This window comes from Pseudomonas sp. A014 (genome assembly GCF_052378495.1).
GTDB classification, from domain to species: Bacteria; Pseudomonadota; Gammaproteobacteria; order Pseudomonadales; family Pseudomonadaceae; genus Aquipseudomonas; species Aquipseudomonas machongensis.
The window spans coordinates 2774921-2796236 of sequence record NZ_CP199001.1 but is presented as its reverse complement, the minus strand read 5'-3'; the positions used below and the strand labels follow the sequence as shown (position 1 = coordinate 2796236).

Genomic DNA, 21316 nt, shown 5'->3' with positions numbered 1-21316 from the left:
TGCCCCTACCCTTCGCATTTGGCGAACGGTTGTTGCCGACACAGGATTGGTGCGTTCCCGGCGCCAGTCGTAGCCTCTACCTCAAAGTCCAAGAACAATGAGGTACGCACCATGCCTGCCCCGCTACAAGGCATCAGGGTCCTGGAAATAGGCACGCTGATCGCCGCCCCCTTCGCCGCTCGCCTGCTCGGTGAGTTCGGCGCCGAAGTCATCAAGATCGAGGCCCTGGGCCAGGGCGACCCGCTTCGCAAGTGGCGAAAGCTGCACGACGGCACCTCACTGTGGTGGTACCTGCAGTCACGCAACAAGAAGTCGCTGGCCCTCGATCTGAAGGCCGCTGAAGGCCTTTCCATCGTCAAGCGCCTGCTGGCCGACACCGACGTGCTGATCGAGAACCTGCGCCCCGGCGCGCTGGAAAAGCTCGGCCTGGGCTGGGACGTACTGCATGCGCTCAATCCACGCCTGACCCTGGTGCGGATCTCCGGCTATGGTCAGAGCGGCCCGTATCGCGACCGGCCAGGCTTCGGTGCGATCGGCGAGGCCATGGGCGGTATTCGCTACACCACCGGCGAACAGGGTTCGGCACCGGCGCGGGCAGGCGTCAGCCTGGGCGATTCGCTGGCCTCGTTGCACGCGGTGATGGGTGCCCTGCTCTCGCTGTTCAACGTGCGTGCCAATGGCGGTGTCGGTCAGGTGGTCGATGTATCGCTGGTGGAAAGCGTGTTCAACCTGATGGAAAGCCTGGTGCCGGAGTACGACCTGCTGGGGCATGTCCGCGAACGCAGCGGCGGTGCCCTGCCCGGCATCGCGCCGTCGAACACCTATCGCACCGCCGACGGTGCGTTCGTGGTGATCGCCGGCAACAGCGACCCGATCTTCCGCCGCCTGATGCAGGCCATCGGCCGACCAGACCTGGGCGAGGCCGAGGCCTTTGCCCATAACGATGGTCGCGCCGCGCAATCGGCACAGCTCGACGACGCGATCGAGGCCTGGACTCGCCGCCACCCGATCGACCAGGTACTGGCCACGCTGGAAGCCGCCGAGGTCCCGGCCGGGCGCATCTATTCGGTTGCCGACATCGTCAACGACCCGCACTACCAGGCCCGCGACATGCTGCTGGACAGCCAGCTGCCCGACGGTACGCCGGTGCGCATGCCGGGTATCGTGCCGAAGCTTTCGGATACGCCCGGTCGCGTCGACTGGCAAGGCCCGGCGCTGGGCGAACACACCGATGCACTGTTGGCTGGGCTGGGCTTGGGCCCCGATGAGATCATCGGCCTGCGGGCCAAGGGGGTGGTGCAATGATCGACCACAACGCAGACCTGCTGGTGGTGCAGGAGGTTGCCCCGCGTGACGGCCTGCAGATCGAACCGACCTGGGTGCCGACCGAAGACAAGGTCCGCCTGATCGATGGCTTGTCGATGCTGGGTTTCAGCCGCATCGAAGCGGGTTCGTTCGTTTCGCCCAAGGCCATTCCGGCACTGCGCGATGGTGATGAAGTCTTCCGTGGCATCCAGCGTCAGCCGGGTGTGATCTACGTCGCCCTGATCCCCAACCTCAAAGGCGCCGAGCGCGCACTGGCTGCCGGCGCCGACGAGCTGAACCTGGTGCTGTCGGCCAGCCAGTCGCACAACCTGGCCAACATGCGCATGCGCCGCGAACAGTCGCTGGCAGGCTTTGGCGATATCGTCCAGGCCGTGCAAGGTCGGACGGTGAGTCTCAACGCCAGTGTCGCCACTGCGTTCGGTTGCCCGTTCGAAGGCGCCGTCGAGGAAGACCTGGTGCTGCGCCTGCTCGACGCCTACCTGGAGCTGGGTGTGCAGGGTGTGACCCTGGCCGATACCACCGGCATGGCCAATCCGCGTCAGGTCGCGCGCCTGGTGCGGCGCAGCCTGGAGCGCCTGCCGGCATCGATGCTCACGTTGCACTTTCACAACACCCGTGGGCTGGGCCTGTGCAATGTGCTGGCCGCCTACGAAGCCGGTGCGCGGCGCTTCGATGCCGCGCTCGGCGGGCTGGGCGGCTGCCCGTTCGCGCCGGGGGCATCGGGCAACATCTGCAGCGAGGACCTGGTCAACCTGTGCATCGAGACGGGCATCCCTACCAGCATCGACCTCGACGGCCTGCTGAAGATGTCGCGCACCCTGCCTGCGCTGCTCGGCCACGAGGTGCCGGGGCAACTGGTCAAAGCCGGACGCAATTGCGACCTGCACCCGCTGCCGGCCGGCCTGCCCGCCTGATTCTTCGCTTCCCCCAAGGGGCCGTGCCCCGCCAGACAACAAGAACAACAAGGCCGCCCACAGGGCGGCCCGACTGGAGAACATCAATGAGTCTTTCCGCCCTGCCGCTGGGTGCCACCGATGGCGCCGACAGCGAAAAAGCCCTGGTCCGCAAGGTCGCCTGGCGCCTCATGCCGTTGATCATGGTGTGTTATCTGTTCGCCTTCTTCGACCGCATCAACATCAGTTTCGCCAAGTTCCAGTTGCAGACCGATCTTGGTTTCAGCGACACCGCCTACGGCCTGGGGGCGAGCCTGTTCGTGGTGGGCTATGTATTGTTCGAGGTGCCGAGCAACCTGATGCTGTACAAGGTCGGTGCGCGCCGCTGGATCGCGCGGATCATGATTTCGTGGGGCCTGGCCACCGCCGCCATGGTGTTCGTCACCAGCGAATGGCAGTTCTATGCCCTGCGCTTCATCATCGGCGCCATGGAAGCCGGTTTCGCACCCGGCGTGCTGTACTACTTGACGCTGTGGTTCCCGCAGCATTTCCGTGGCCGCATCACCTCGCTGCTGTTCCTGGCGTCGGCCTTCGCGGGGCTGTTCGGCGCGCCGTTCTCGGGCCTGGTGCTCGGTCATCTCGACGGCGTCATGCAGATGCGTGGCTGGCACTGGCTGTTTCTGCTGGGCGGCCTGCCCTGCGTAGCGCTTGGGTTGCTGGTGCTGACCCAGCTCAAGGACCGCATCGAGGACGCCGGCTGGCTCAGCGACAAGGAAAAACAGTTGCTGCGCTCACGCATCGAGCCGGCACAGGCCGCCCATGGAAAGGGTTCGTTGCTGCAGGCGATCCGCATCCCCGGTTTCCTGATGCTCGGGTTGATCTACTTCCTGATTCAGATCGCCTCCTACGGCCTGAACTTCTGGGCACCTCAGCTGATTCGCAGCGCAGGGACGGAGAACCCGTCGATGATTGGCCTGCTGACGGCTGTGCCCTATGTCTGCGGGGCAATCACCATGGTGGTGTGTGGCCGGTGGTCGGATGCGACCGGCGAGCGGCGCTGGTTTACCGCCGGGTTGATCAGCCTCGGTGCCGTGGGCTTCCTGTGCGCCGGACTGTTCGATGACCACACGCCGTTGTTGATCATCTCCCTCGGTTTGCTGGGTGCCGGTGTGGTGGCGGCCATACCGAGCTTCTGGGCGCTGCCGCCGAAGTTGCTGGCTGGCGCAGGCGCCGGGGCTGCCGGTGGCATCGCGCTGATCAATACACTCGGGCAGTTGGGCGGGATCGTCAGCCCGGTACTGGTGGGGCGTATTCGCGATCTGTCGGGCAGCACCACGCCTGCGCTTTATCTCATCGCTGCCACAAGCCTGGTGACAGCGGTGCTGTTGTTGTTCGCCTTGCCGGAAAAACTGCGCACGCGGGACTTGCCGAAACACTGAGGCCATTCGGTTGCCAGGTTCGCGGCCATCGCCTGCCTGGCAACCGAAGAAACCGCAAAACCAAGGCGACCAACGGTCGAACATCTGATTGTTGTTAATCCTGAGAAAATCCTGGCGCTCCATGCTCTCTCCATCGGCCGCTCTTGCAAGGCCCTTGAAAAATCAAACTACGATGGAGAGTCAAACCATGAAATCCCTGCGCTATGCCCTGGCCCTGCTGGCCGCCACCGCCGTAACCTCCGCCTTCGCCGAAGGCGGCGCCGAGCGCCTGCAGGAACACCATGCCCGCTGGGCCCTGCAACAGCAGCAGAGCAAAGACATGGTGGCCAAGCGCGAAGCCGCCAAGGCCGCCCAACAAGACGCCCAGGTCAACAGCAACAGCGGCCAGGACACAGCGGCGAAACCTTCGTCCTGATTCAGCAGAGGGTGCGGCCTCCTGTCGCACCTCAAGGGCTTTGGCAAGTGATGGGGCGCGGGCGTAGAATGCCGCGCCTTTTCGCCCAGTCGCCTCGTACGGTGGCTACCGGCAGCAATGACAACGTCCGTGCCTCAGCCACATCGCGCATGTGCAACAGGCTCAACCGACCCCGCCCGATCTCGTGCCCCGAGTCTGCGGTTGAGTCTTGCCCTGGTCGCATCCCCGCCCTGGCACTTACGTGCAGCCCCACTCCTTCGAGGTCTGGTCAGACGCGTGTGGTCGAAGAGGTTCATTCGCTGATCGATCACTTGAGGTACGTATGTCTCCGCGTTTGCTGGCGATGGCGCTGGCACCCCTGCTCGGGCTGTTCATCATTGCCCTGGGCAATGGCCTGCTGTATTCCCTGACCACCCTGCGCCTCGGCGAAGCCGGCGAATCGGCAACGATGATCGGTATCGTCTCGTCGGGCTTCTTCATCGGGCTCACCCTCGGCGCCATCTTCAACGACCGGCTGATCCTGCGCATTGGCCACATCCGCGCCTACAGCAGTTTCGCTTCGCTGATTGCCGCAACCATTCTGTTGCAGGGCCTGTTCGTCGACACCTGGGGCTGGTTCGCCCTGCGCCTGCTCAACGGCTGGGCGACGGTCGGCGTGTTCCTGGTGATCGAAAGCTGGCTGCTGCTGGCCGGTGACGCGAAGATTCGTGGACGCCTGCTGGCCCTGTACATGATCGCGCTCTACGGCGCGGGCGTGCTGGGCCAGGCGATGCTCGGCGAGCTGGTGAGCCTGGGCGCCAGTGCGCCGTTCACCGTTGCGGGCATGCTGGCGGCACTGTCGGTGCTGCCGATCGTGATCCTGCCGCGTGTATCGCCGTTGCTGGAGCAGGTCGAGCCGCTCAAGCCGCGACAATTGCTGGGCGTGACGCCGAGCGGCCTGGTCGGCTGCTTTGGTTCGGGTGTGGCGATTGCTGCGGTATATGCGCTGCTGCCGCTGTACCTGCAGCGTATTGGCCTGGATGTCGGTGAAGTCGGGCGCATGATGGCCTGGGTGATCCTGGGCGCCATGCTGCTGCAGTACCCGGTCGGGCGCTGGTCCGACCGCAAGGATCGCCAGGATGTGTTGATCGCCCTGGGTACGCTGTGCGTCGTGCTGTCGTTGGTCATCCTGCTGTTGCCCTCCACCTCGGCGTGGCTGCCAGCGGTATTGTTCCTGCTGGGCGGTGGCGTGTTCGCGGTGTATCCGGTGGCGGTCAGCCATGCCGCCGACCGCGCGCCGATGGATGCGCTGGTGCCGATGATCCAGGGCCTGCTGCTGATCAACTCGCTGGGGTCGGCGATGAGCCCGCTGGCGATCTCGCCGGTGATGACCTCCTATGGCGAAGCCGGGCTGTTCTGGGCCTTCGCCGTGATCAACCTGGCAATGGTCAGCTTCTTCGTCTGGCGGCGTGGCAAGCGCCCGGCGCCCGAGCATCCGGCCCCCTTCGCGCCTACCGCGACCTTCTCGCCAACCGGCGCCGAGTTGCGCATGACCGAGGAACTGATCCACGCCGCGCAGGATCATCCGCCGATCGTCGATGCCGTTACGGGTGAAAGCGCCGCGCTCGCGCGCTCCGAGCCTGCCTGATCCAAGTGCGCACGTGGGGCTGCAGGGCATCCCCACGACCGCCCGTCGCTCGACGGGCACCCTGCCCTCTGCGCGCAGCCGAACGAAGGACGATCATCCTCGTAGGAGATTCACCATGGCTCACATGCGCCCGCTGTTTTTCTTCCTCGCCCTGGGGCTGGCTTCCAGTGCCAGCTTCGCCGCAACCGACACCAATCACTCCGACCACAAGGCCCCCGCCACACAGGGCGAGACCGCCGGCGACGGCAGCAGCGTCAACAGCCCTGGCGGCAGCAAGGGTAACGACAGCAGTGATACCGGCAGCAACGCCGACGCGGCCGACGGCAGCACCGGTGGCTCGAGCAGCACTGGCGAGGCTACCGGCAGCGGCGCAGGGGCAACCGGTGGCAGTGCCGAGGATCAGGACAGCCGGTAAGCCCTAGCGCCAGCAGCGTGGGTCATCCACCAGCCGCTCATGCGCCTGGAACAGCACCGGCAACTGCTCCTTGAGAAAGTCCAGCCAGGTACGCACCTTGGCATCGAGATAGTGCCGCGACGGGTAGATCGCATAGATCTCCCGTTGCCGCAACCGATGCGGGGCTAGCAGTCGGCAAAGGCGCCCGTCCTCCAGTGCCTGGCTGGCCGAGTAATAGGGCAACAGGCCAATGCCCATGCCGAGCTCGGTCGCCTTGACCATCGCATCGGCCACATTGGTGAGAAAGGTGTCCTGGGGGGAAATCACGCAGCTGTCCGGCGCGTCACCGAAGGGCCAGTCCTCCTCGAACAGCGGATCGACCGTGCGCAGGCAGACATGCTCGTGCAGGTCCTCAGGACGCTTGGGGACGCCGTGGCGAGCCAGGTAGTCGGGGGATGCACACAGCACGCTGTAGATGCTGCCCAGCGGGATGGCGATCAGTTGCGAGTCCGGCAGGCCCTGGCCGATGGCAATGACCACGTCGTGCCCTTCGGCGAGCAGGTCGGGATTGCGCTGGGACAGGGTAAGCTCCATCACCACCTCACGGCACGAGGCATTGTAGCGTGCCACCAACGGCATCATCAGCAGACCCAGACCATGACTGCAATGCACGCGCAGGCGTCCGCGGGGCGTGAGGTGGGCGCCGCGTGCTTCGTCGAAGGCCTCTTCGGTCAACAGCATGATCTGGCGCGAGCGTTCGAGAAAGCGCTCCCCCGCCTCGCTCATGCGCAGCCGCCGGGTGGTGCGATGCAGCAGGCGAGTCTGCAACTGGTTTTCCAGTTCGGCGACGATCCGCGACACCTGCGCCGCCGAAATGTCCAGCGCATTGGCGGCTGCGGCGAAGCTGCCGCACTCCACGACTCGGGCGAAAGTGCGCATTGCGTGCAGCATGTCCATGAAGTGACGCTCCAGCGTGATTCATACCTTGAAGGCATGAATCTATCACGGCCTAGCCCATTTATTGTGAAACACCAATGAATGGATCATGAGGGAAACCTCATCTGGAGTTCATCATGAAACGCTCGATCGCCGTACTTGCGCTGTGTAGCGCCCTCCTGCCCATTGCCGCCTTCGCCGAGCAGCCTCGCACGCCGTCTGCCGAGGGGCAGGTTTACGAATACGGTATGCCGCTGGATGTCGCCAAGGTGGTGTCGATCACCCCGGCCAGTAACGCTGCCGATTGCCAGGTCGGCACGGCGCACATGGTCTACGTTGACCACCAGGGCCAGACTCACAAGATCGCCTACCGCGAAATGGGCAACTGCTCGCAGCAATGAGCCTCAAGCCAGCAACTGGTCGATCCAGTCGATGTGCATCGCAAAAGCCCGGGCCTTGTCCTGAGGCACTTCCCTGGCCCGTTCGAAGTTGGCCAATGCCTGTTGACGCTGGCGCCGCATGCGCTGCCACTTGTTGACGAACGCCGCGCTTTTCTCGCGCATGAGCAAGGGGCCGAACAATAGCTCCTGCGGGCTGTAGCGCACCGAGTCGGCCTGCTCGGCGACGATGATCTCGTAGTCGAAGCGGTTTTCTCGCAGCACCTCTTCGCTGACAATCCGATAGCCGTTGTCCATCAACCACTGGCGCAGCGGTTGTTCGCCGCCATTGGGTTGCAGCACCAGGCGCTGCCCATCCTGCAACCTCGCCTTGCCTGCCTCGAGGATCTCGACGATGGTTTCCCCGCCCATGCCCGAGAGGCTGATGGTGTCGATGCGATCATCGCTTTCGATGGCGGCCAGACCGTTGGCCAGGCGCACGCTGATGCGCGCGTCCAGCCCGTTGCGGCGCACATTGCGCCGGGCTGACTCGCAAGGCCCTGCCGCCGCCTCGCCCGCGACTGCGGCCTCGATGGCGCCACGCAATACCAGGACCACCGGGAGGAAGCCGTGGTCGGAACCGATATCGGCCAGGCGCGCCCCTGGCGGGATGTGAGCCGCCACGCGTTCCAGCCGCTGCGACAATGTCTGTTCGTTCAACGCCAACCCCTTGCATGAGAATCGGCGCGATTCTGAAGGCCGGGGCGCGTCATTTCAATGCATTTGCGACCGGGGCCGCGGCTCGCGTAGGCTTGCGCTTTCACTTCCAAAGCAAGGCAGAGTCGTTCATGGCCCAGACTGGTATCACCTTCACCCCCGATGCGGACGCCGCGTCCATCTCCTCCGATGTCGCCGAATACAACGGTATCCTGGTCACCACCCAGGTCCCGGTGCGCGCCGATGGCGAGCTTGAGCTGGGCGATATCGTCACCCAGAGCGAATGCACCCTGCAGGCACTCAAGGACGCGCTGGAGCGTGCGGGCAGCTCGATGGACCGCGTGCTGCACCTGACCATCTACCTGACCGACATGGCCGATCGTGCGGCATTCAACGAGGTGTACCAGCGCTTCTTCGCCAAGCCATGGCCAGTGCGGGCGGCGGTGGGCGTGGCCTCGCTGGCGTTCGAAGGGATGAAGGTCGAAGTGACGGCGATGGCGGCCAAGGGCTGATAGCAGAGCTAGACCTCCATCGCCAACAACGCCGCCCCCAGGCACTTGCCATGGGCATCCAGCGCTAACGAGCGGGTCACGCCACCACGCAATAAACCCGGCAGCACGAAGTTCAGGGCCTTGAGTTGCGGCAAGTCATAGCGACGTACAGGCCCTGCGCTTTCATCGCGAAGATGGGCGAACCACGCTGCCACCCGTTCAGCTGTCAGCTCCCGCTCAAGCAGCGGGTAGTCCTCGTCCCGATACGCGATCAGCGAGATGTTCGAGGTGTCGCCCTTGTCCCCGGTACGGGTGTGGGCAAGTTCGTGCAGTCGGCGGGTCATGGGCATTGCTCCAGGTGGACTTGAGGTTGCGCGAGTTCACGCGGCAGGTAGAGGCTGGCGACGGCCAATACTTCGCGGACCTGGCGAGTGGCCCCGCCACCGCCAGCCGGGCCATTGGTGTAGAGGGTCTCGACCTCGTTGGCGACCGCCTGCGCCGCTTCCCGGCTCGGGCAACGCGCCGCAACCCGCAGGCGTACCTCCCAGGGTTCGCCGCCCGTGCCGAAGTCGCTGGCGTGCAGCGAATCAACCCCCATCAGCTCGCAGCGCAGTTCTTCGACGGCGACGCCCGTCAATGCCAGGCGTTCCTCGACGATCCGCCCGGCCAAACGCGCCCGCGCCACGGCGTTCGGGCCGCCGTAGGACATCTGCCCTTCGCCGATCCAGCCATCCCGATAGCCCACGGTAACCTTGAGGTGCTGCGGGCGAGCCGTGCCTTCGCCACCAGTGACGCGCACCCGATCCTTGCCGCAGGCCTGCAAGTGCACGCCCGAAAAGTCGGCCGTTACATCCGGCGTCAGATACCGACGTGGATCGTGTACCTCGTAAAGCAGTTGCTCGGTGCACGTCGCGACATCGATGCGACCGCCACTGCCGGCCACCTTGCCGAGCGTTGCCAGGCCTTCGCTGTCGATATCGGCGAAGGGGAAACCCAGCCGTGCCAGGTCGGCCACATCCTTCATGCCGGGGTCGGCAAAGTAGCCGCCACTGACCTGCCCCGCGCATTCGAGCAGGTGCCCGGTCAGCGTCCCTCGGCCACGGCGGCGCCAATCGACGGCAGGCCAGCCAAAGTGATGCACTTGGGGGGCAAGGAACAGCGACGGATCGGCGACACGACCGGTAATCACCACATCGGCGTCCAGGGCCAGCGCCTGAACGATCCCTTCGACCCCCAGATAGGCATTGGCCGAGACCAGCCGATCACCCAACCCGGCCACCGTCAGGCCATTGTCGAGCGTCCACTCCGGGTGCTGGCGCAGCACGTCGAGCACATCGTCACCTTCCACGGCCGCGACCTTCAGCCCCTGCAACCCGAGTTCAGCCGCGATGACCGACACTTGTCGCGCGGCGCCACGCGGGTTGGCTGCGCCCATGTTGGTGATGATCCGCAGTCGCTGCCCGCCGCGGCGTACGTAGGGCAGCACCGCCCGCATGCGCTCGGCCAGCAACGGATCGAAGCCGGCACGAGGGTCAGCCAGTCGGGCTTGCTGGGCCAGGGCAATGGTGCGTTCGGCCAGGCACTCGAAGACCAGGTAGTCCAGCTGCCCATCCCGGGCCAGTTCCACCGCAGGCTCCAGGCGATCACCGGAATAACCGGCACCGGCGCCGATTCGCAAAGTGTTCATGTTCAGAAGACTCCAAGTGCCAGCGCGGTCAGGGTCATCAGCACCGACGCGGCGAACAGAAATGGCAGGGTGAAACGCTGGTGATCGGCAAGGTCAAGCTTGCACAGCCCCACCAGCAGGAAAGTCGCCGGAGTCAGCGGGCTGACCGGGAAGCCGGTGGTATGGACCCCGAGCAGCGACGCCTGGGCCACCTGCACCGGATCCACGCCCAGCGAGCGGCCGACTTCGGCAATCACCGGCATGACACCGAAGTAGAACGAATCCGGGTCGAACAGCAAGCTGAGCGGCATCGACACGAAGCCCACAAGGGCAGGAATCAGTCGCCCGTGCCCCGGCGGAATCTGTTGCACCGCCACCTCGGCCATGGCCTTGAGCATGCCCGTGCCCTGCATGATGCCGGTGAACACACCTGCGGCAAGCAGGATGCTGGCCATGGTCAGGGCCGTCTTGGCGTGTGCATCGATGCGTTCGCGCTGCTGGTCGACACGCGGGTAATTCAGGCAAAGCGCCGCGACAGTGCCGAGCATGAACATCACCACCGGGTCGACCCAGCCGGCGATCATCACCGCCATCACCAGCACGGTGAGCAGCAGGTTCGGCCAGAACATGTGGGTACGGCGCAGGGCCTGTTCATCGGCACTCAGGATGCGCTGCGGCGCCGCGCCGGCATCGGCACCGGCCATGAGCCCCAGGCGCTTCTCTTCACGCCGGCCCAGCCAGTAGGCACAGCCGAAGACGAACAACAGCCCCACAACCTGCACCGGAATCAACGGCTGGAACAGTTCGGCCACCGGCACGTGCAGCGCGGCGGATGAGCGCAGTACCGGGCCGGTCCAGGGCAGGAAGTTCACCCCCGCCGCCATCGCTGCAACGCAGGCCAGAACCCGCCGGTCGATGCCTAGGCGCGTATACAGCGGCAGCATCGCGGGCACCGTGACGAGGAACGTCACCGCCCCCGAGCCGTCCAGGTGCACCAGCAACGCCAGCAGCGCGGTGCCGCAGACGATACGGGTCGGGCGGGTGCCGACGGCGCGCAGGATGCGGTCGATGATCGGGTCGAGCATGCCGGCATCGGTCATCACCCCGAAGAACAGGATGGCGAAGATGAACATGCCGACCACCGGGGCGACATTCTTGATACCGGTGAGAATGAAGCCGCTGGTCTGCAGGCCGAAGCCCGCGAGCAAGGCAGCCACGACGGGAAAGGCGATCAGCGCGACCAGGGGCGAGATGCGCTTGCTCATCACCGCGATCAGCAGGGACAGAATGGTAATGACGCCATAGAGGGCGAGCATGGGGTTACTCCGGCTTGTTTTTGTTGTTGCCCCGAGTATCAGGAGAGGTCCGGTAGCGTGTAAATTGCAATTTAAAGCCACGCACATTCGAAAAAACAAAATGAAGAATGCCCTGCAGCATATTCGTGCCTTCATCACCGTTGCCCAACGCGGCAACTTCGCCCGCGCCGCCGACGACCTGCACCTGTCGCCCTCGGCCCTGACCGTACAGATCCGCCAACTCGAAACCTGGCTGGGCGTCGCCCTGCTCGAACGCAGCCCTCGGCACGTCACCCTCACGGGCGCAGGGCGCGAGGCGCTGCCGGCGATGGAGAAGCTGCTGCTCGATCTTTCCAACATCGTCAGCGCCAGCCAGGGCTTGGCGGCGGTGCGTCGCGGGGTGGTCACCGTGGCTGCCCTGCCCTCGTTGTGCGCCGGGGCGCTTGCCGAGCGGCTGGCAGTGTTCCGCCAGTCGCATCCCGGTGTCGAAGTGCGCCTGCGCGACCTGGTCGCCGAGCGCATCGTCGAGCGCGTGCGCGAAGGCGATGTGGATTTTGGGGTGGGTGTGCGCAGCCAGTTCGGCCATGGGCTGGACTTCACACCGCTGCTGCGCGATCGACTGTGCCTGTTTGTGCCCGCCGGGCACCCGCTGGCCACCGGCCCCGTCAGTCTGCAAGCCCTGGACGGCCTGCCGATGATCCTCACCGGGCGCGACAGCAGCGTGCGGGCGCAGATCGAACAGGTGTTCCGCGCGCGCGGGCTGGTGTTGCAAGCGGCCATGGAAGCCAACTACATGTCGACGGTATTGGCGCTGGTGCGCAATGGGTTGGGCGTTACGCTGCTGCCGGAGTCGGCGGACGACGGCGAAGGACGGTTGGTTCGTCGGCAACTGGACGAAGCAGGGTTGGAGCGCGAGCTGGGGGTCATTACCCGCAGCGAGTGCAGCCTGTCCCCGGCGGCACTGCGTTTGGTGGAATGCCTGAAGGCGATGAGGCTCTGATTGTTGCTCACTGGTGAGACCTGTGGGCGCCCAAAGATGCCACCAGCGCATTTCATCGCTACAATGCCGCCCTAAACCGTGACAGCCCGAACCTATAACGACATGTCCCTTCCAAAGAATCACCTGGAACTGCTCAGCCCTGCCCGCGATGTGGCCATCGCCCGCGAGGCCATCCTGCATGGCGCCGACGCCATCTACATCGGCGGCCCAAGCTTCGGCGCGCGGCACAACGCGTGCAACGAGGTCGGCGATATCGCCGAGTTGGTGGAGTTCGCCCGGCGCTATCACGCGCGGGTCTTCACCACGATCAATACCATTCTCCATGACAATGAGCTGGAGCCTGCACGCAAGCTGATCCACCAGCTGTACGACGCCGGTGTCGATGCATTGATCGTCCAGGACCTGGGGGTGATGGAGCTGGACATCCCGCCGATCGAGCTGCATGCCAGCACTCAGACCGACATCCGTACGCTCGAGCGGGCCCGGTTTCTCGACCAGGCCGGTTTCTCCCAACTGGTGCTGGCGCGTGAACTGAACCTGCAGCAGATCCGCGCCATCGCCGCCGAGACCGATGCTGCCATCGAGTTCTTCATCCACGGCGCCTTGTGCGTGGCCTTCTCCGGCCAATGCAACATCTCCCACGCCCAGACCGGTCGCAGCGCCAACCGCGGCGATTGCTCGCAGGCCTGTCGCCTGCCCTACACCCTCAAGGACGACCAGGGCCGGGTGGTCGCTTTCGAAAAGCACCTGCTGTCGATGAAGGACAACAACCAGACCGCCAACCTTCGCGACCTGGTCGACGCCGGCGTGCGCTCGTTCAAGATCGAAGGGCGCTACAAGGACATGGGTTATGTGAAGAACATCACCGCCCACTACCGCAAGGAGCTGGATGCGATTCTCGAAGATCGCCCGGACCTGGCCCGCGCGTCGAGCGGTCGTACCCAGCACTTCTTCGTACCCGATCCAGACAAGACCTTCCACCGCGGCAGCACCGACTACTTCGTCAGCGACCGCAAGATCGACATCGGTGCCTTCGATTCGCCCACTTTCACCGGCTTGCCGGTAGGTGTGGTGGAAAAGGTCGGCAAGCGTGACCTGATGGTGGTGACCGAGGTGCCGCTGACCAACGGCGACGGTTTGAACGTGCTGGTCAAGCGCGAAGTGGTGGGCTTCCGGGCCAACATCGCCGAGCCGCGTGGCGAGTTCGAGGAAGACGGCCAGACACGCTACCGTTATCGCGTCGAGCCCAACGAGATGCCCGAAGGTTTGCACAAGCTGCGACCGAACCACCCCCTGTCACGCAACCTCGACCATAACTGGCAACAGGCGCTGCAACGCACCTCCTCCGAGCGTCGCGTCGCGGTTCAGTGGCAGGCCGTGCTGACCGAGCAACGCCTGGCGCTGTGCGTCACCAGCGAGGAAGGCATCACCGTGCAGGTTGCCCTGGACGGCCCGTTCGGCGCAGCCAACAAGCCGCAGCAGGCGCTGGATCAGTTGCACGACCTGCTGGGCCAACTGGGTACCACCCAGTACCACGCCGAGGCCATTGAGCTCGATGCCCCGCAGGCGTATTTCATCCCCAACTCTCAGCTCAAGGCCCTGCGCCGTGAGGCTATCGAGGCGCTCACCGAGGCGCGGGTCAAGGCGCACCCGCGCGGCAGCCGCAAGGCCGAGACCAGTCCGCCACCGGTCTATCCCGAAGCGCACCTGTCGTTCCTGGCCAACGTCTACAACCAGAAAGCCCGTGACTTCTATCATCGCCATGGGGTGAAGTTGATCGATGCTGCGTTCGAGGCTCATGAGGAACACGGGGACGTGCCGGTGATGATCACCAAGCACTGCCTGCGCTTCTCCTTCAACCTGTGCCCCAAGCAGGCCAAGGGCGTTACCGGTGTACGAACCAAGGTCGCGCCAATGCAGCTGATTCATGGCGACGAAGTGCTGACCCTGAAATTCGACTGCAAGCCGTGCGAAATGCACGTGGTCGGTCGGATGAAAGGCCACATCATCGACCTGCCTACCCCCGGCAGCGCGGTGAGCCAGGTGGTTGGGCACATCAGCCCGGAAGACCTGCTCAAGACCATCGTGCGCGCGCCGCACTAGCCTGGACCCGGGCTTTTTCAATCGCTCGAGCCAGAAAAGTCTCACATGAGGCATTTTCATCTCGAAAACATTGAACAGCCCGGTATTTTCTGCACAATGGGTTCCATGCGATCCACGCGAGGAACCCAGATGCAACCCACCCCCCACGACGAACGCCTGCTCAAGGCACTTGCCCACGCCATCGTCGTCCAGCCGCGCGCCACGCTCAAGGAGCTGGCCGAGACCGCCGGCATCAGCAAGGCCACCCTGCACCGCTTCTGCGGTACCCGCGACAATCTCGTGGACATGCTCGAGAAGCACGGCGAGCGCGTGCTGAACCAGGTCATCGAAGAAGCCGACCTGGCCAACGCCGAGCCACTGCAGGCGATACGCTACCTGATCACCGAGCATCTCAAGCACCGCGAGATGCTGGTCTTCCTGATGTTCCAGTACCGCCCCGACACCTTGCTCGGCGACGGCGACGACCGTCGTTGGGACACCTACACCCAGGCCATGGATGCATTCTTCCTGCGCGCCCAGCAGATGGGTACGCTGCGCATCGACATCAGCGCCGCGGTATTCACCGAGATGTTCCTGACCATGATCTTCGGCATGGTCGACGCCGAACGGCGCGGCCGTGCAGCCAGCGCCAATTCGGCGCAGGCACTGGAGCAGTTGTTCCTGCAAGGGGCCAGGGTCCAGTCCTGAGGACTGGCAAAAAAAAGGCCCCAGGACACAAGGTCCAGGGGCCGAACGGTTGGATCGTCCAACCAAAGGAGCCCTTCAGCCCTTGGGCGCAGGCCACCCCCCACCCAGCGCACGGAACAGGTCGACCAGGGCAATCTGGCGCTGGGTGCTGGCGTCGATCAGCGTTGACTCGTTCACATAGCTGCTGCGCTGCGCATCCAGGTAGCGCAGGTGATTGTCTATCCCGCCCTGATAGCGCGCCCTTGCCAGCTCCAGGGTTGCCCGGCTGGTCTCGACCAGCGCGCTGCGCGCCGCTTCCTCTCGGCGCAGCGTGTCGCTGGCTGCAAGCGCATCGGCCACTTCGCGAAATGCCGTCTGTACTGTGCCCTCGTAGGCCGCCACTGCCGAGTCCTTGCGTACCTGCGCAAGATCCAGCCCGGCACGGTTGCGCCCGCCATCGAACAGCGGCAACGACAGTTGTGGCATGAAGCTCCAGCTACGCGAGCCACCGTCGAACAGCCCCGACATCTGTGCGCTCGAGGTACCGTAGCTGCCGGTGAGGCTGATCCTCGGGAAGAACGCCGCGCGGGCCGCGCCGATATCGGCGTTGCGGGCTCGCAGCCGGTGCTCGGCAGCGAGAATGTCAGGGCGCCGTTCGAGCAGCGCCGAAGGTGCACCCGGTGCGATGTCCTGCAGCACTTGGGGGGCTTCGCCGGCAGATACCGGTATGTCCCTGGCCGCATCGGCACTGCCGACCAGCAGCACCAGCGCATTGAAGGCCTGGCGCTGCTGGCGCTGGGTGCTCTCAAGCTCCGCGCGGGATTGTTCGACCAAGCCCAGCGCTTCCTGATGGTCCAGTGCCGTGGCGGTACCGGCCGCGCGACGTTGGCCGACCAGAGCCAGTGAGTCCTCGCGGCTGGCCAGCGTCTGGCGGGTCAGGGTCAGGCGGCGCTGCGCGCCATCCAGGGTGAGGTAGGCCTGGCTGACCTCGGCGATCAGCGCCAGGCGCGCGGCTCGACCGGCCTCCTCCGTGGCCAGGTACTGCTCCAGTGCCGCATCGCTCAGGCTCTTGACCCGACCGAACAGGTCCAGCTCGTATTCAGGCAAGGCAAGACCGACCTGGTAGGTGCTGGCCACACCGCTGCGTCCGTCGGCCGCCAGGCTCGCCGGCTGATGCTGGCGATTGCCCGACGCGCCGGCATTCAAGCCCGGTACACGATCGGCGCGCTGGATCCGGTACTGGGCACGGGCCTGCTCGATATCGAGCAAGGTCTGGCGCAGCGAGCGGTTGTTGTCCAGAGCGCTGCTGATCAGCTGGCGCAGGCCCGGGTCGACCACGAACGCCTGCCAGTCCAGTTGCTCCACGCTCTGCCCTTGAGCTGCCGCGCCGTCGTGCCATTGCGCCGGGATCGGCGCCTCGGGGCGTTGGTACTGCGGCGCCATCGAACAACCTGCCAGCATCAACGCCATCGCCAAGGGGGCGATTCCTTTACCCATGACCATCACTCCACCACCTCGACAGGACGTTGCGCAGCAGCCTTGCCGGCCCTGCGCTTGAGCAGCGACAACACCCAGACGAAACAGATCGGCACGAACACCACCCCCAGCAACGTCGCGCTGAGCATGCCGCCGATCACCCCGGTGCCGATCGCCCGCTGACTCGCAGCCCCGGCGCCGGACGCGATAGCCAGCGGTACCACGCCGAGGATGAAGGCCATCGACGTCATCACGATCGGTCGAAAACGCAGGCGCGCAGCTTCGATGGCCGCTTCACGCAGGCTGTGGCCCTTCTCCACCAGATCCTTGGCGAACTCGACGATCAGGATCGCGTTCTTCGCTGCCAGGCCAATGATGGTGATCAGGCCGACCTTGAAGTAGACATCGTTGGGCAGGCCGACCACCATCACCGCCAATACCGCGCCCAAGGCACCGATCGGCACGATCAGCATCACGGTCAGCGGGATCGACCAGCTCTCGTACAACGCCACCAGCAGCAGGAACACCACCAGGATGGCCAGCGCGAACAGGCTGCTGGCCTGGCCGCTGGAGACTTTTTCCTGATACGAGAGCCCGGTCCAGGCATACCCGATGCCGGGTGGCAGGTCGCTGACCAGATGCTCCATCTCGGCCATCGCTTGACCGGTGCTGTAGCCTGGGGCCGCGTCCCCTGCAATACGGATCGAGGGGTAGCCGTTGTAGCGCACGATCTGCACCGGGCCTTCTTCCCAGCGCGTGGTGACGAAGGCGCTGAACGGCACCTGCTGCCCTTCGTTGTTCGGCGCATACAGGCGCAGCACCGCTTCCGGGGTCATCCGCTCGCCTTGCTCGGCCTGGACCACCACGCGCTGCTGACGTCCGGCGTTGGTAAAGTCGTTGATCACCTGCGAACCGAACGCCGCCGACAGGGTGCTGTTGATGCTCTCGAAGGTCACGCCCAGGGCGCGGGCCTTCTCACGGTCGATATCGACCCGCAATTGCGGCGCCTCGGCCAGGCCTTCCATCATCGCGTAGAGGATCGCCGGGTTGCCGTTGGCCTGTTGCAAGATCTTGTCACGCGCGGCCAGCAACGCTTCGCGCCCCAGGTTGCCGCGGTCGAGCAGCCGCAGGGCGAACCCGCCAGAGTTGCCCAGGCCATCGATCGGTGGCGGGTTCACTGCCATGATGCTGCCGTCACCGTGCGCCGCGAACTGCGCGTTGATGACCTGGGTTTCGGCATCCACCGACTGTTGCGAGCTGCGCTCGGACCAGTCCTTGAACGTCGGGAATGCCAGCGCCGCGTTCTCGCCCATGCCCGAGAAGCTGAAGCCGCTGACCAGAAACGCCGAAGCAATGGCCTCGCGTGACATCAGGAACTGCTCCAGCGCCTGGCCCGTGGCATCGGTGCGCACCCGGCTGGCGCCTGGCGGCAGTTGCACATCGACAATGGCGTAGCCCTGGTCTTCCACGGGCACGAACGATTCGGGCAGGCGCAGGTAGAAGTACCCCAGCACCACAAGAATCCCCGCATACACCAGCATGAAGCGGCCGGCGCGCGCCACGAAGGCGCTGTTGAGTGAAGAGTAGCGTGCGGTCAGGCGGGCAAAGCCGCGGTTGAATGCGCCAAAGAAACCGCGTTTCTCATGATGCCCCTGGGGCACCGGCTTGAGCAGCGTGGCGCACAGCGCCGGGGTGAACGTCAGCGCCAGGAAACCCGAGAACAGGATCGACACGGCCAGCGACAGCGAGAACTGCTGGTAGATCACCCCCACCGAGCCGGACATGAACGCCAGCGGCAGAAACACCGCTGACAGTACCAGCGTGATACCGATGATCGCGCCGGACACCTGACCCATGGCCTTGACCGTCGCCTCCCTGGGCCCAAGGCCCTCCTCGGCCATGATCCGCTCGACGTTCTCCACCACGACGATGGCATCGTCGACCAGGATGCCGATGGCCAGGACCATGCCGAACATGGTCATCATGTTCACCGAGAAACCGAGCAGCTTCATCACCAGCAAGGTGCCGAGCAGGCAAACCGGCACGACGATCGACGGGATCAAGGTGTAGCGGATGTTCTGCAGGAACAGGAACATCACCAGGAACACCAGTACCATCGCCTCGATCAGGGTATGGATGACTTTCTCGATGGCCACGTCGACGAAACGCGAGGTGTCGTAGGGCACAGAGTATTCGACACCTTCGGGGAAGAACTCGGACAGCTCGGCCAGGCGCGCCTTGACTCGTGCCGCGGTCTGCAGGGCGTTGGCCCCGGGGGCCAATTGCACCGCCCCGGCCACCGCCGGCTTGCCATCGAGGCGCGAGGAGAAGTTGTAGCTTTCGCTGCCGACCTCCAGCCGTGCGACATCGGCCAGGCGCACCATCGAGCCATCGGGATTGGCGCGCAGCACTACACGGCCGAAGGCCTGCGGATCGTCCAGGGTGCCATGCACCGCCAGGGTCGCGGTCAGCTCTTGCTGGCTGCTACCCGGCGCACTGCCGAAGGCACCGGCCGGCACCTGCACGTTCTGACCGCGGATGGCATTGCCGACATCGTCGATCGACAGCCCGTAGCCAACCAGCTTCTGCGGATCGATCCACACGCGCATGGCCGCTTCCGAGGAGAAGAACTGCAATTTGCCCACCCCCGGGATGCGTCGCAGCTCGTTGTTGATGTTGCGCGCGGCATAATCGCCCAGTTGGGTGGTGTCGCCATGGCTGGCCGCGTCGGTGTAGCTCAGGGCGTAGATCAGCAAGAAGCCAGCGCTGGTCTGTTCGACTTCGACACCTTGGGTGGTCACCGCCTGCGGCAGCCGCGCCTCGGCTTTCTTCAGGCGGTTCTGCACGTCGACCTGGGCCAGCTCAGGTTCGGTGCCCGGCTCGAAGGTGACGACGATCTCGGCGATGCCGTTGGAGTTGTTGGTCGACTCGAAGTACAGCAGGTTCTTGGCGCCGTTGAGCGACTCTTCGATGACACTGGTGACCGACTCCACCAGCACCTTGGCCGAAGCCCCCGGATAGGTGGCGGTAATGGTGATCTGCGGCGGTGCGACGCTGGGGTATTGCGCAACCGGCAATGACGGAATCACCAGCAGGCCGGCCAGTGAGATGAACAGCGCCACGACCCAGGCGAAGTTCGGACGATTGATGAAGAACGTGGACATCGTGCTTTCCTCGCCTTATCGCGCCGCGGCTTGCTGGGTTGCCGACACTGCCACCGGCATGCCTGGCGCCAGACCCGCCGGGCTGCCGACGATGACCTGATCACCCGGCTGCAAACCCTCGGTGATCAGCCAGCGCGAACCATGCATGGTGCCGGTCTGCACGCCCCGGGCCTCGGCCATGCCGTCTGCACCCACCAACATCACCCGTGCCTGGCCATCAGCGCCGCGCTGCACCGCACGTTGCGGCACGAGAATGGCGCGGTTGTCGGTGCCTTGTGGGGTGTGTACGCGCACGTACATGCCTGGCAGCAGGATGCCGTCAGCGTTGTCGAAGCGTCCGCGCAGGGTGACCTGGCCGGTGCCGCGATCGACCGAGACATCGGTGAAGACCAGTTGCCCGGAGCGCTCGTAATCGGTGCCTTCGACCCGTGCCGTGAGGTGCTGATCGCTGCCGCTGGCCAGTGCGCCGTCCTTCAGGGCCTGGCGCAAACGCAGGGCATCGGCGGCGGACTGGGTGAAGTCGACATAGATCGGATCGAGCTGCTGGACACGCGCCATCAGTGTCGCGTCGCCCTGCCCGACCAGCGCACCTTCGGTCACCAGGGCGCGGCCGATACGACCGGAGATCGGCGCCTTGACCGTGGCGTAGCCGAGGTTGAGACGTGCCGTTTCTACATCGGCCTGGGCCGAACGAATCGCCGCTTCCGCGCTACGCAGGTCGGCGCTGGCGGTGTCGAAGTCCTGCTGGCTGACCGCTTCGATCTTCACCAGCGGTGCGTAGCGCTTGACCCGTGCCTGCGCTTCCTGACGCACCGCCTGGGCACGTGCCAGGTCACCCTCGGCACGCGACAGCGAAGCCTTGAAGGGCGCCGGGTCGATCTGGAAAAGCACATCGCCGGCTTTGACGTCGGCGCCTTCTTCGAAGCGCTTGTGCAGGACGATACCGGCCACCCGGGCGCGCACTTCAGCGACACGCATCGGCTCCACCCGGCCGGGCAACGTGGAACTCAAGGTCAGCGCCTCGCTGGCGACGGTCAGGGTTTGTACGGGTAAGGCGCTCTGGGCGCCGGCCTGAGGTTCTTCAGCCCCCCCACAGCCCGCCAGTACCAAGGTGGCTGCCAGGCAGCTGGCCAATGCTGTTGCACGCAAATTGCTCATTTATGCTCACCGAGCCTTTGATAAAAACGGCTCGAATGGTACTAACCGACCATTAATGAGTCAATTTAGTCTCATTTGATATTTGTGTTAAAGATTGTAAGCTGGGTGGTTTCAGGCCGCCGCCTGGTCTGCCTCTGTTGCGGTGCCGAGTTACCCCGGCACCGCGCAGCATC

At 64.9% G+C, this 21316-nt stretch carries 19 protein-coding genes; 11 read left to right on the top strand and 8 right to left on the bottom strand.

Annotated elements, in window-relative coordinates; all coding sequences use genetic code 11:
- Nucleotides 1-111 precede the first annotated feature (111 nt).
- The 6 genes from ACTYOL_RS12795 to ACTYOL_RS12770 all read left to right on the top strand — a co-directional run bounded on the left by ACTYOL_RS12795 (nucleotide 112) and on the right by ACTYOL_RS12770 (nucleotide 6115).
- A complete protein-coding gene (locus ACTYOL_RS12795; protein ID WP_200602476.1) occupies nucleotides 112-1305 on the top strand; it encodes a CaiB/BaiF CoA transferase family protein in 1194 nt (397 codons plus the stop codon).
- Nucleotides 1302-2240: a hydroxymethylglutaryl-CoA lyase gene (locus ACTYOL_RS12790; protein ID WP_444758023.1), complete on the top strand. Its 939-nt coding sequence runs from the start codon at nucleotides 1302-1304 to the stop codon at nucleotides 2238-2240. The genes ACTYOL_RS12795 and ACTYOL_RS12790 overlap by 4 nt, the downstream gene beginning before the upstream one ends.
- An 86-nt stretch (nucleotides 2241-2326) precedes the next feature.
- Complete coding sequence (locus ACTYOL_RS12785) at nucleotides 2327-3658, top strand: MFS transporter (protein ID WP_197889697.1); 1332 nt, start codon at nucleotides 2327-2329, stop codon at nucleotides 3656-3658.
- A 187-nt stretch (nucleotides 3659-3845) separates the two neighbouring features.
- Nucleotides 3846-4073 carry a hypothetical protein gene (locus ACTYOL_RS12780; protein ID WP_054891407.1) on the top strand — a complete coding sequence of 76 codons (228 nt, stop codon included), beginning with the start codon at nucleotides 3846-3848 and terminating at the stop codon, nucleotides 4071-4073.
- 322 nt (nucleotides 4074-4395) lie between these two features.
- Complete coding sequence (locus tag ACTYOL_RS12775; protein WP_153773630.1) at nucleotides 4396-5700, top strand: MFS transporter; 1305 nt, start codon at nucleotides 4396-4398, stop codon at nucleotides 5698-5700.
- 115 nt (nucleotides 5701-5815) lie between these two features.
- Complete coding sequence (locus ACTYOL_RS12770; RefSeq protein ID WP_054891405.1) at nucleotides 5816-6115, top strand: hypothetical protein; 300 nt, start codon at nucleotides 5816-5818, stop codon at nucleotides 6113-6115.
- Nucleotides 6116-6118: 3 nt separating this feature from the next.
- Here ACTYOL_RS12770 and ACTYOL_RS12765 read toward each other — a convergent pair whose 3' ends face one another.
- On the bottom strand, nucleotides 6119-7051 hold the full coding sequence (locus ACTYOL_RS12765; RefSeq protein ID WP_054891404.1) for a LysR family transcriptional regulator: 933 nt from the start codon (nucleotides 7049-7051) through the stop codon (nucleotides 6119-6121).
- Nucleotides 7052-7167: 116 nt separating this feature from the next.
- Here ACTYOL_RS12765 and ACTYOL_RS12760 point away from each other — a divergent pair, with 116 nt between their 5' ends.
- On the top strand, nucleotides 7168-7431 hold the full coding sequence (locus tag ACTYOL_RS12760) for a DUF2790 domain-containing protein (RefSeq protein ID WP_153773629.1): 264 nt from the start codon (nucleotides 7168-7170) through the stop codon (nucleotides 7429-7431).
- A gap of 3 nt (nucleotides 7432-7434) precedes the next feature.
- Here the strand turns inward: ACTYOL_RS12760 and ACTYOL_RS12755 are convergent, their stop codons facing one another.
- Nucleotides 7435-8127 carry a tRNA (adenine(22)-N(1))-methyltransferase gene (locus ACTYOL_RS12755; protein WP_112898240.1) on the bottom strand — a complete coding sequence of 231 codons (693 nt, stop codon included), beginning with the start codon at nucleotides 8125-8127 and terminating at the stop codon, nucleotides 7435-7437.
- A gap of 128 nt (nucleotides 8128-8255) precedes the next feature.
- On the opposite strand from ACTYOL_RS12755, the gene ACTYOL_RS12750 reads away from it, so the two are divergent.
- Complete coding sequence (locus tag ACTYOL_RS12750; protein WP_054891401.1) at nucleotides 8256-8636, top strand: RidA family protein; 381 nt, start codon at nucleotides 8256-8258, stop codon at nucleotides 8634-8636.
- A gap of 8 nt (nucleotides 8637-8644) precedes the next feature.
- Here the strand turns inward: ACTYOL_RS12750 and ACTYOL_RS12745 are convergent, their stop codons facing one another.
- The 3 genes from ACTYOL_RS12745 to ACTYOL_RS12735 are packed head-to-tail and all read right to left on the bottom strand — an operon-like array spanning nucleotide 8645 to nucleotide 11597.
- Nucleotides 8645-8959, bottom strand: a complete 315-nt coding sequence (locus ACTYOL_RS12745; RefSeq protein WP_054891400.1) for an AtuA-related protein — start codon at nucleotides 8957-8959, stop codon at nucleotides 8645-8647.
- Complete coding sequence (locus ACTYOL_RS12740; protein ID WP_200602478.1) at nucleotides 8956-10302, bottom strand: acyclic terpene utilization AtuA family protein; 1347 nt, start codon at nucleotides 10300-10302, stop codon at nucleotides 8956-8958. The genes ACTYOL_RS12745 and ACTYOL_RS12740 overlap by 4 nt, the downstream gene beginning before the upstream one ends.
- Before the next feature lie 2 nt (nucleotides 10303-10304).
- Entirely contained in the window at nucleotides 10305-11597 is a 1293-nt protein-coding gene (locus ACTYOL_RS12735) for a CitMHS family transporter (protein WP_063544877.1), read from the bottom strand.
- A gap of 100 nt (nucleotides 11598-11697) precedes the next feature.
- On the opposite strand from ACTYOL_RS12735, the gene ACTYOL_RS12730 reads away from it, so the two are divergent.
- The 3 genes from ACTYOL_RS12730 to ACTYOL_RS12720 all read left to right on the top strand — a co-directional run bounded on the left by ACTYOL_RS12730 (nucleotide 11698) and on the right by ACTYOL_RS12720 (nucleotide 15366).
- Nucleotides 11698-12576, top strand: coding sequence for a LysR family transcriptional regulator (locus ACTYOL_RS12730; RefSeq protein WP_444758022.1), 879 nt, complete (start codon nucleotides 11698-11700; stop codon nucleotides 12574-12576).
- A 102-nt stretch (nucleotides 12577-12678) separates the two neighbouring features.
- Nucleotides 12679-14679 carry a peptidase U32 family protein gene (locus ACTYOL_RS12725; protein WP_444758021.1) on the top strand — a complete coding sequence of 667 codons (2001 nt, stop codon included), beginning with the start codon at nucleotides 12679-12681 and terminating at the stop codon, nucleotides 14677-14679.
- A 129-nt stretch (nucleotides 14680-14808) separates the two neighbouring features.
- The gene (locus tag ACTYOL_RS12720; RefSeq protein ID WP_444758020.1) at nucleotides 14809-15366 is read left to right on the top strand and encodes a TetR/AcrR family transcriptional regulator; all 558 of its coding nucleotides are present in this window, start codon (nucleotides 14809-14811) and stop codon (nucleotides 15364-15366) included.
- Nucleotides 15367-15441: 75 nt separating this feature from the next.
- On the opposite strand, the gene ACTYOL_RS12715 is transcribed toward ACTYOL_RS12720, so the two are convergent.
- From ACTYOL_RS12715 to ACTYOL_RS12705, 3 genes are read right to left on the bottom strand one after another with little or no spacing between them, the layout of a single operon-like run.
- Nucleotides 15442-16848, bottom strand: coding sequence for an efflux transporter outer membrane subunit (locus ACTYOL_RS12715; RefSeq protein WP_444758019.1), 1407 nt, complete (start codon nucleotides 16846-16848; stop codon nucleotides 15442-15444).
- Entirely contained in the window at nucleotides 16848-19985 is a 3138-nt protein-coding gene (locus ACTYOL_RS12710) for an efflux RND transporter permease subunit (RefSeq protein ID WP_153773619.1), read from the bottom strand. Before ACTYOL_RS12710 ends, ACTYOL_RS12715 begins: the two co-directional genes overlap by 1 nt.
- A 15-nt stretch (nucleotides 19986-20000) precedes the next feature.
- Entirely contained in the window at nucleotides 20001-21143 is a 1143-nt protein-coding gene (locus tag ACTYOL_RS12705) for a MexC family multidrug efflux RND transporter periplasmic adaptor subunit (RefSeq protein ID WP_153773618.1), read from the bottom strand.
- Nucleotides 21144-21316: the final 173 nt, after the last annotated feature.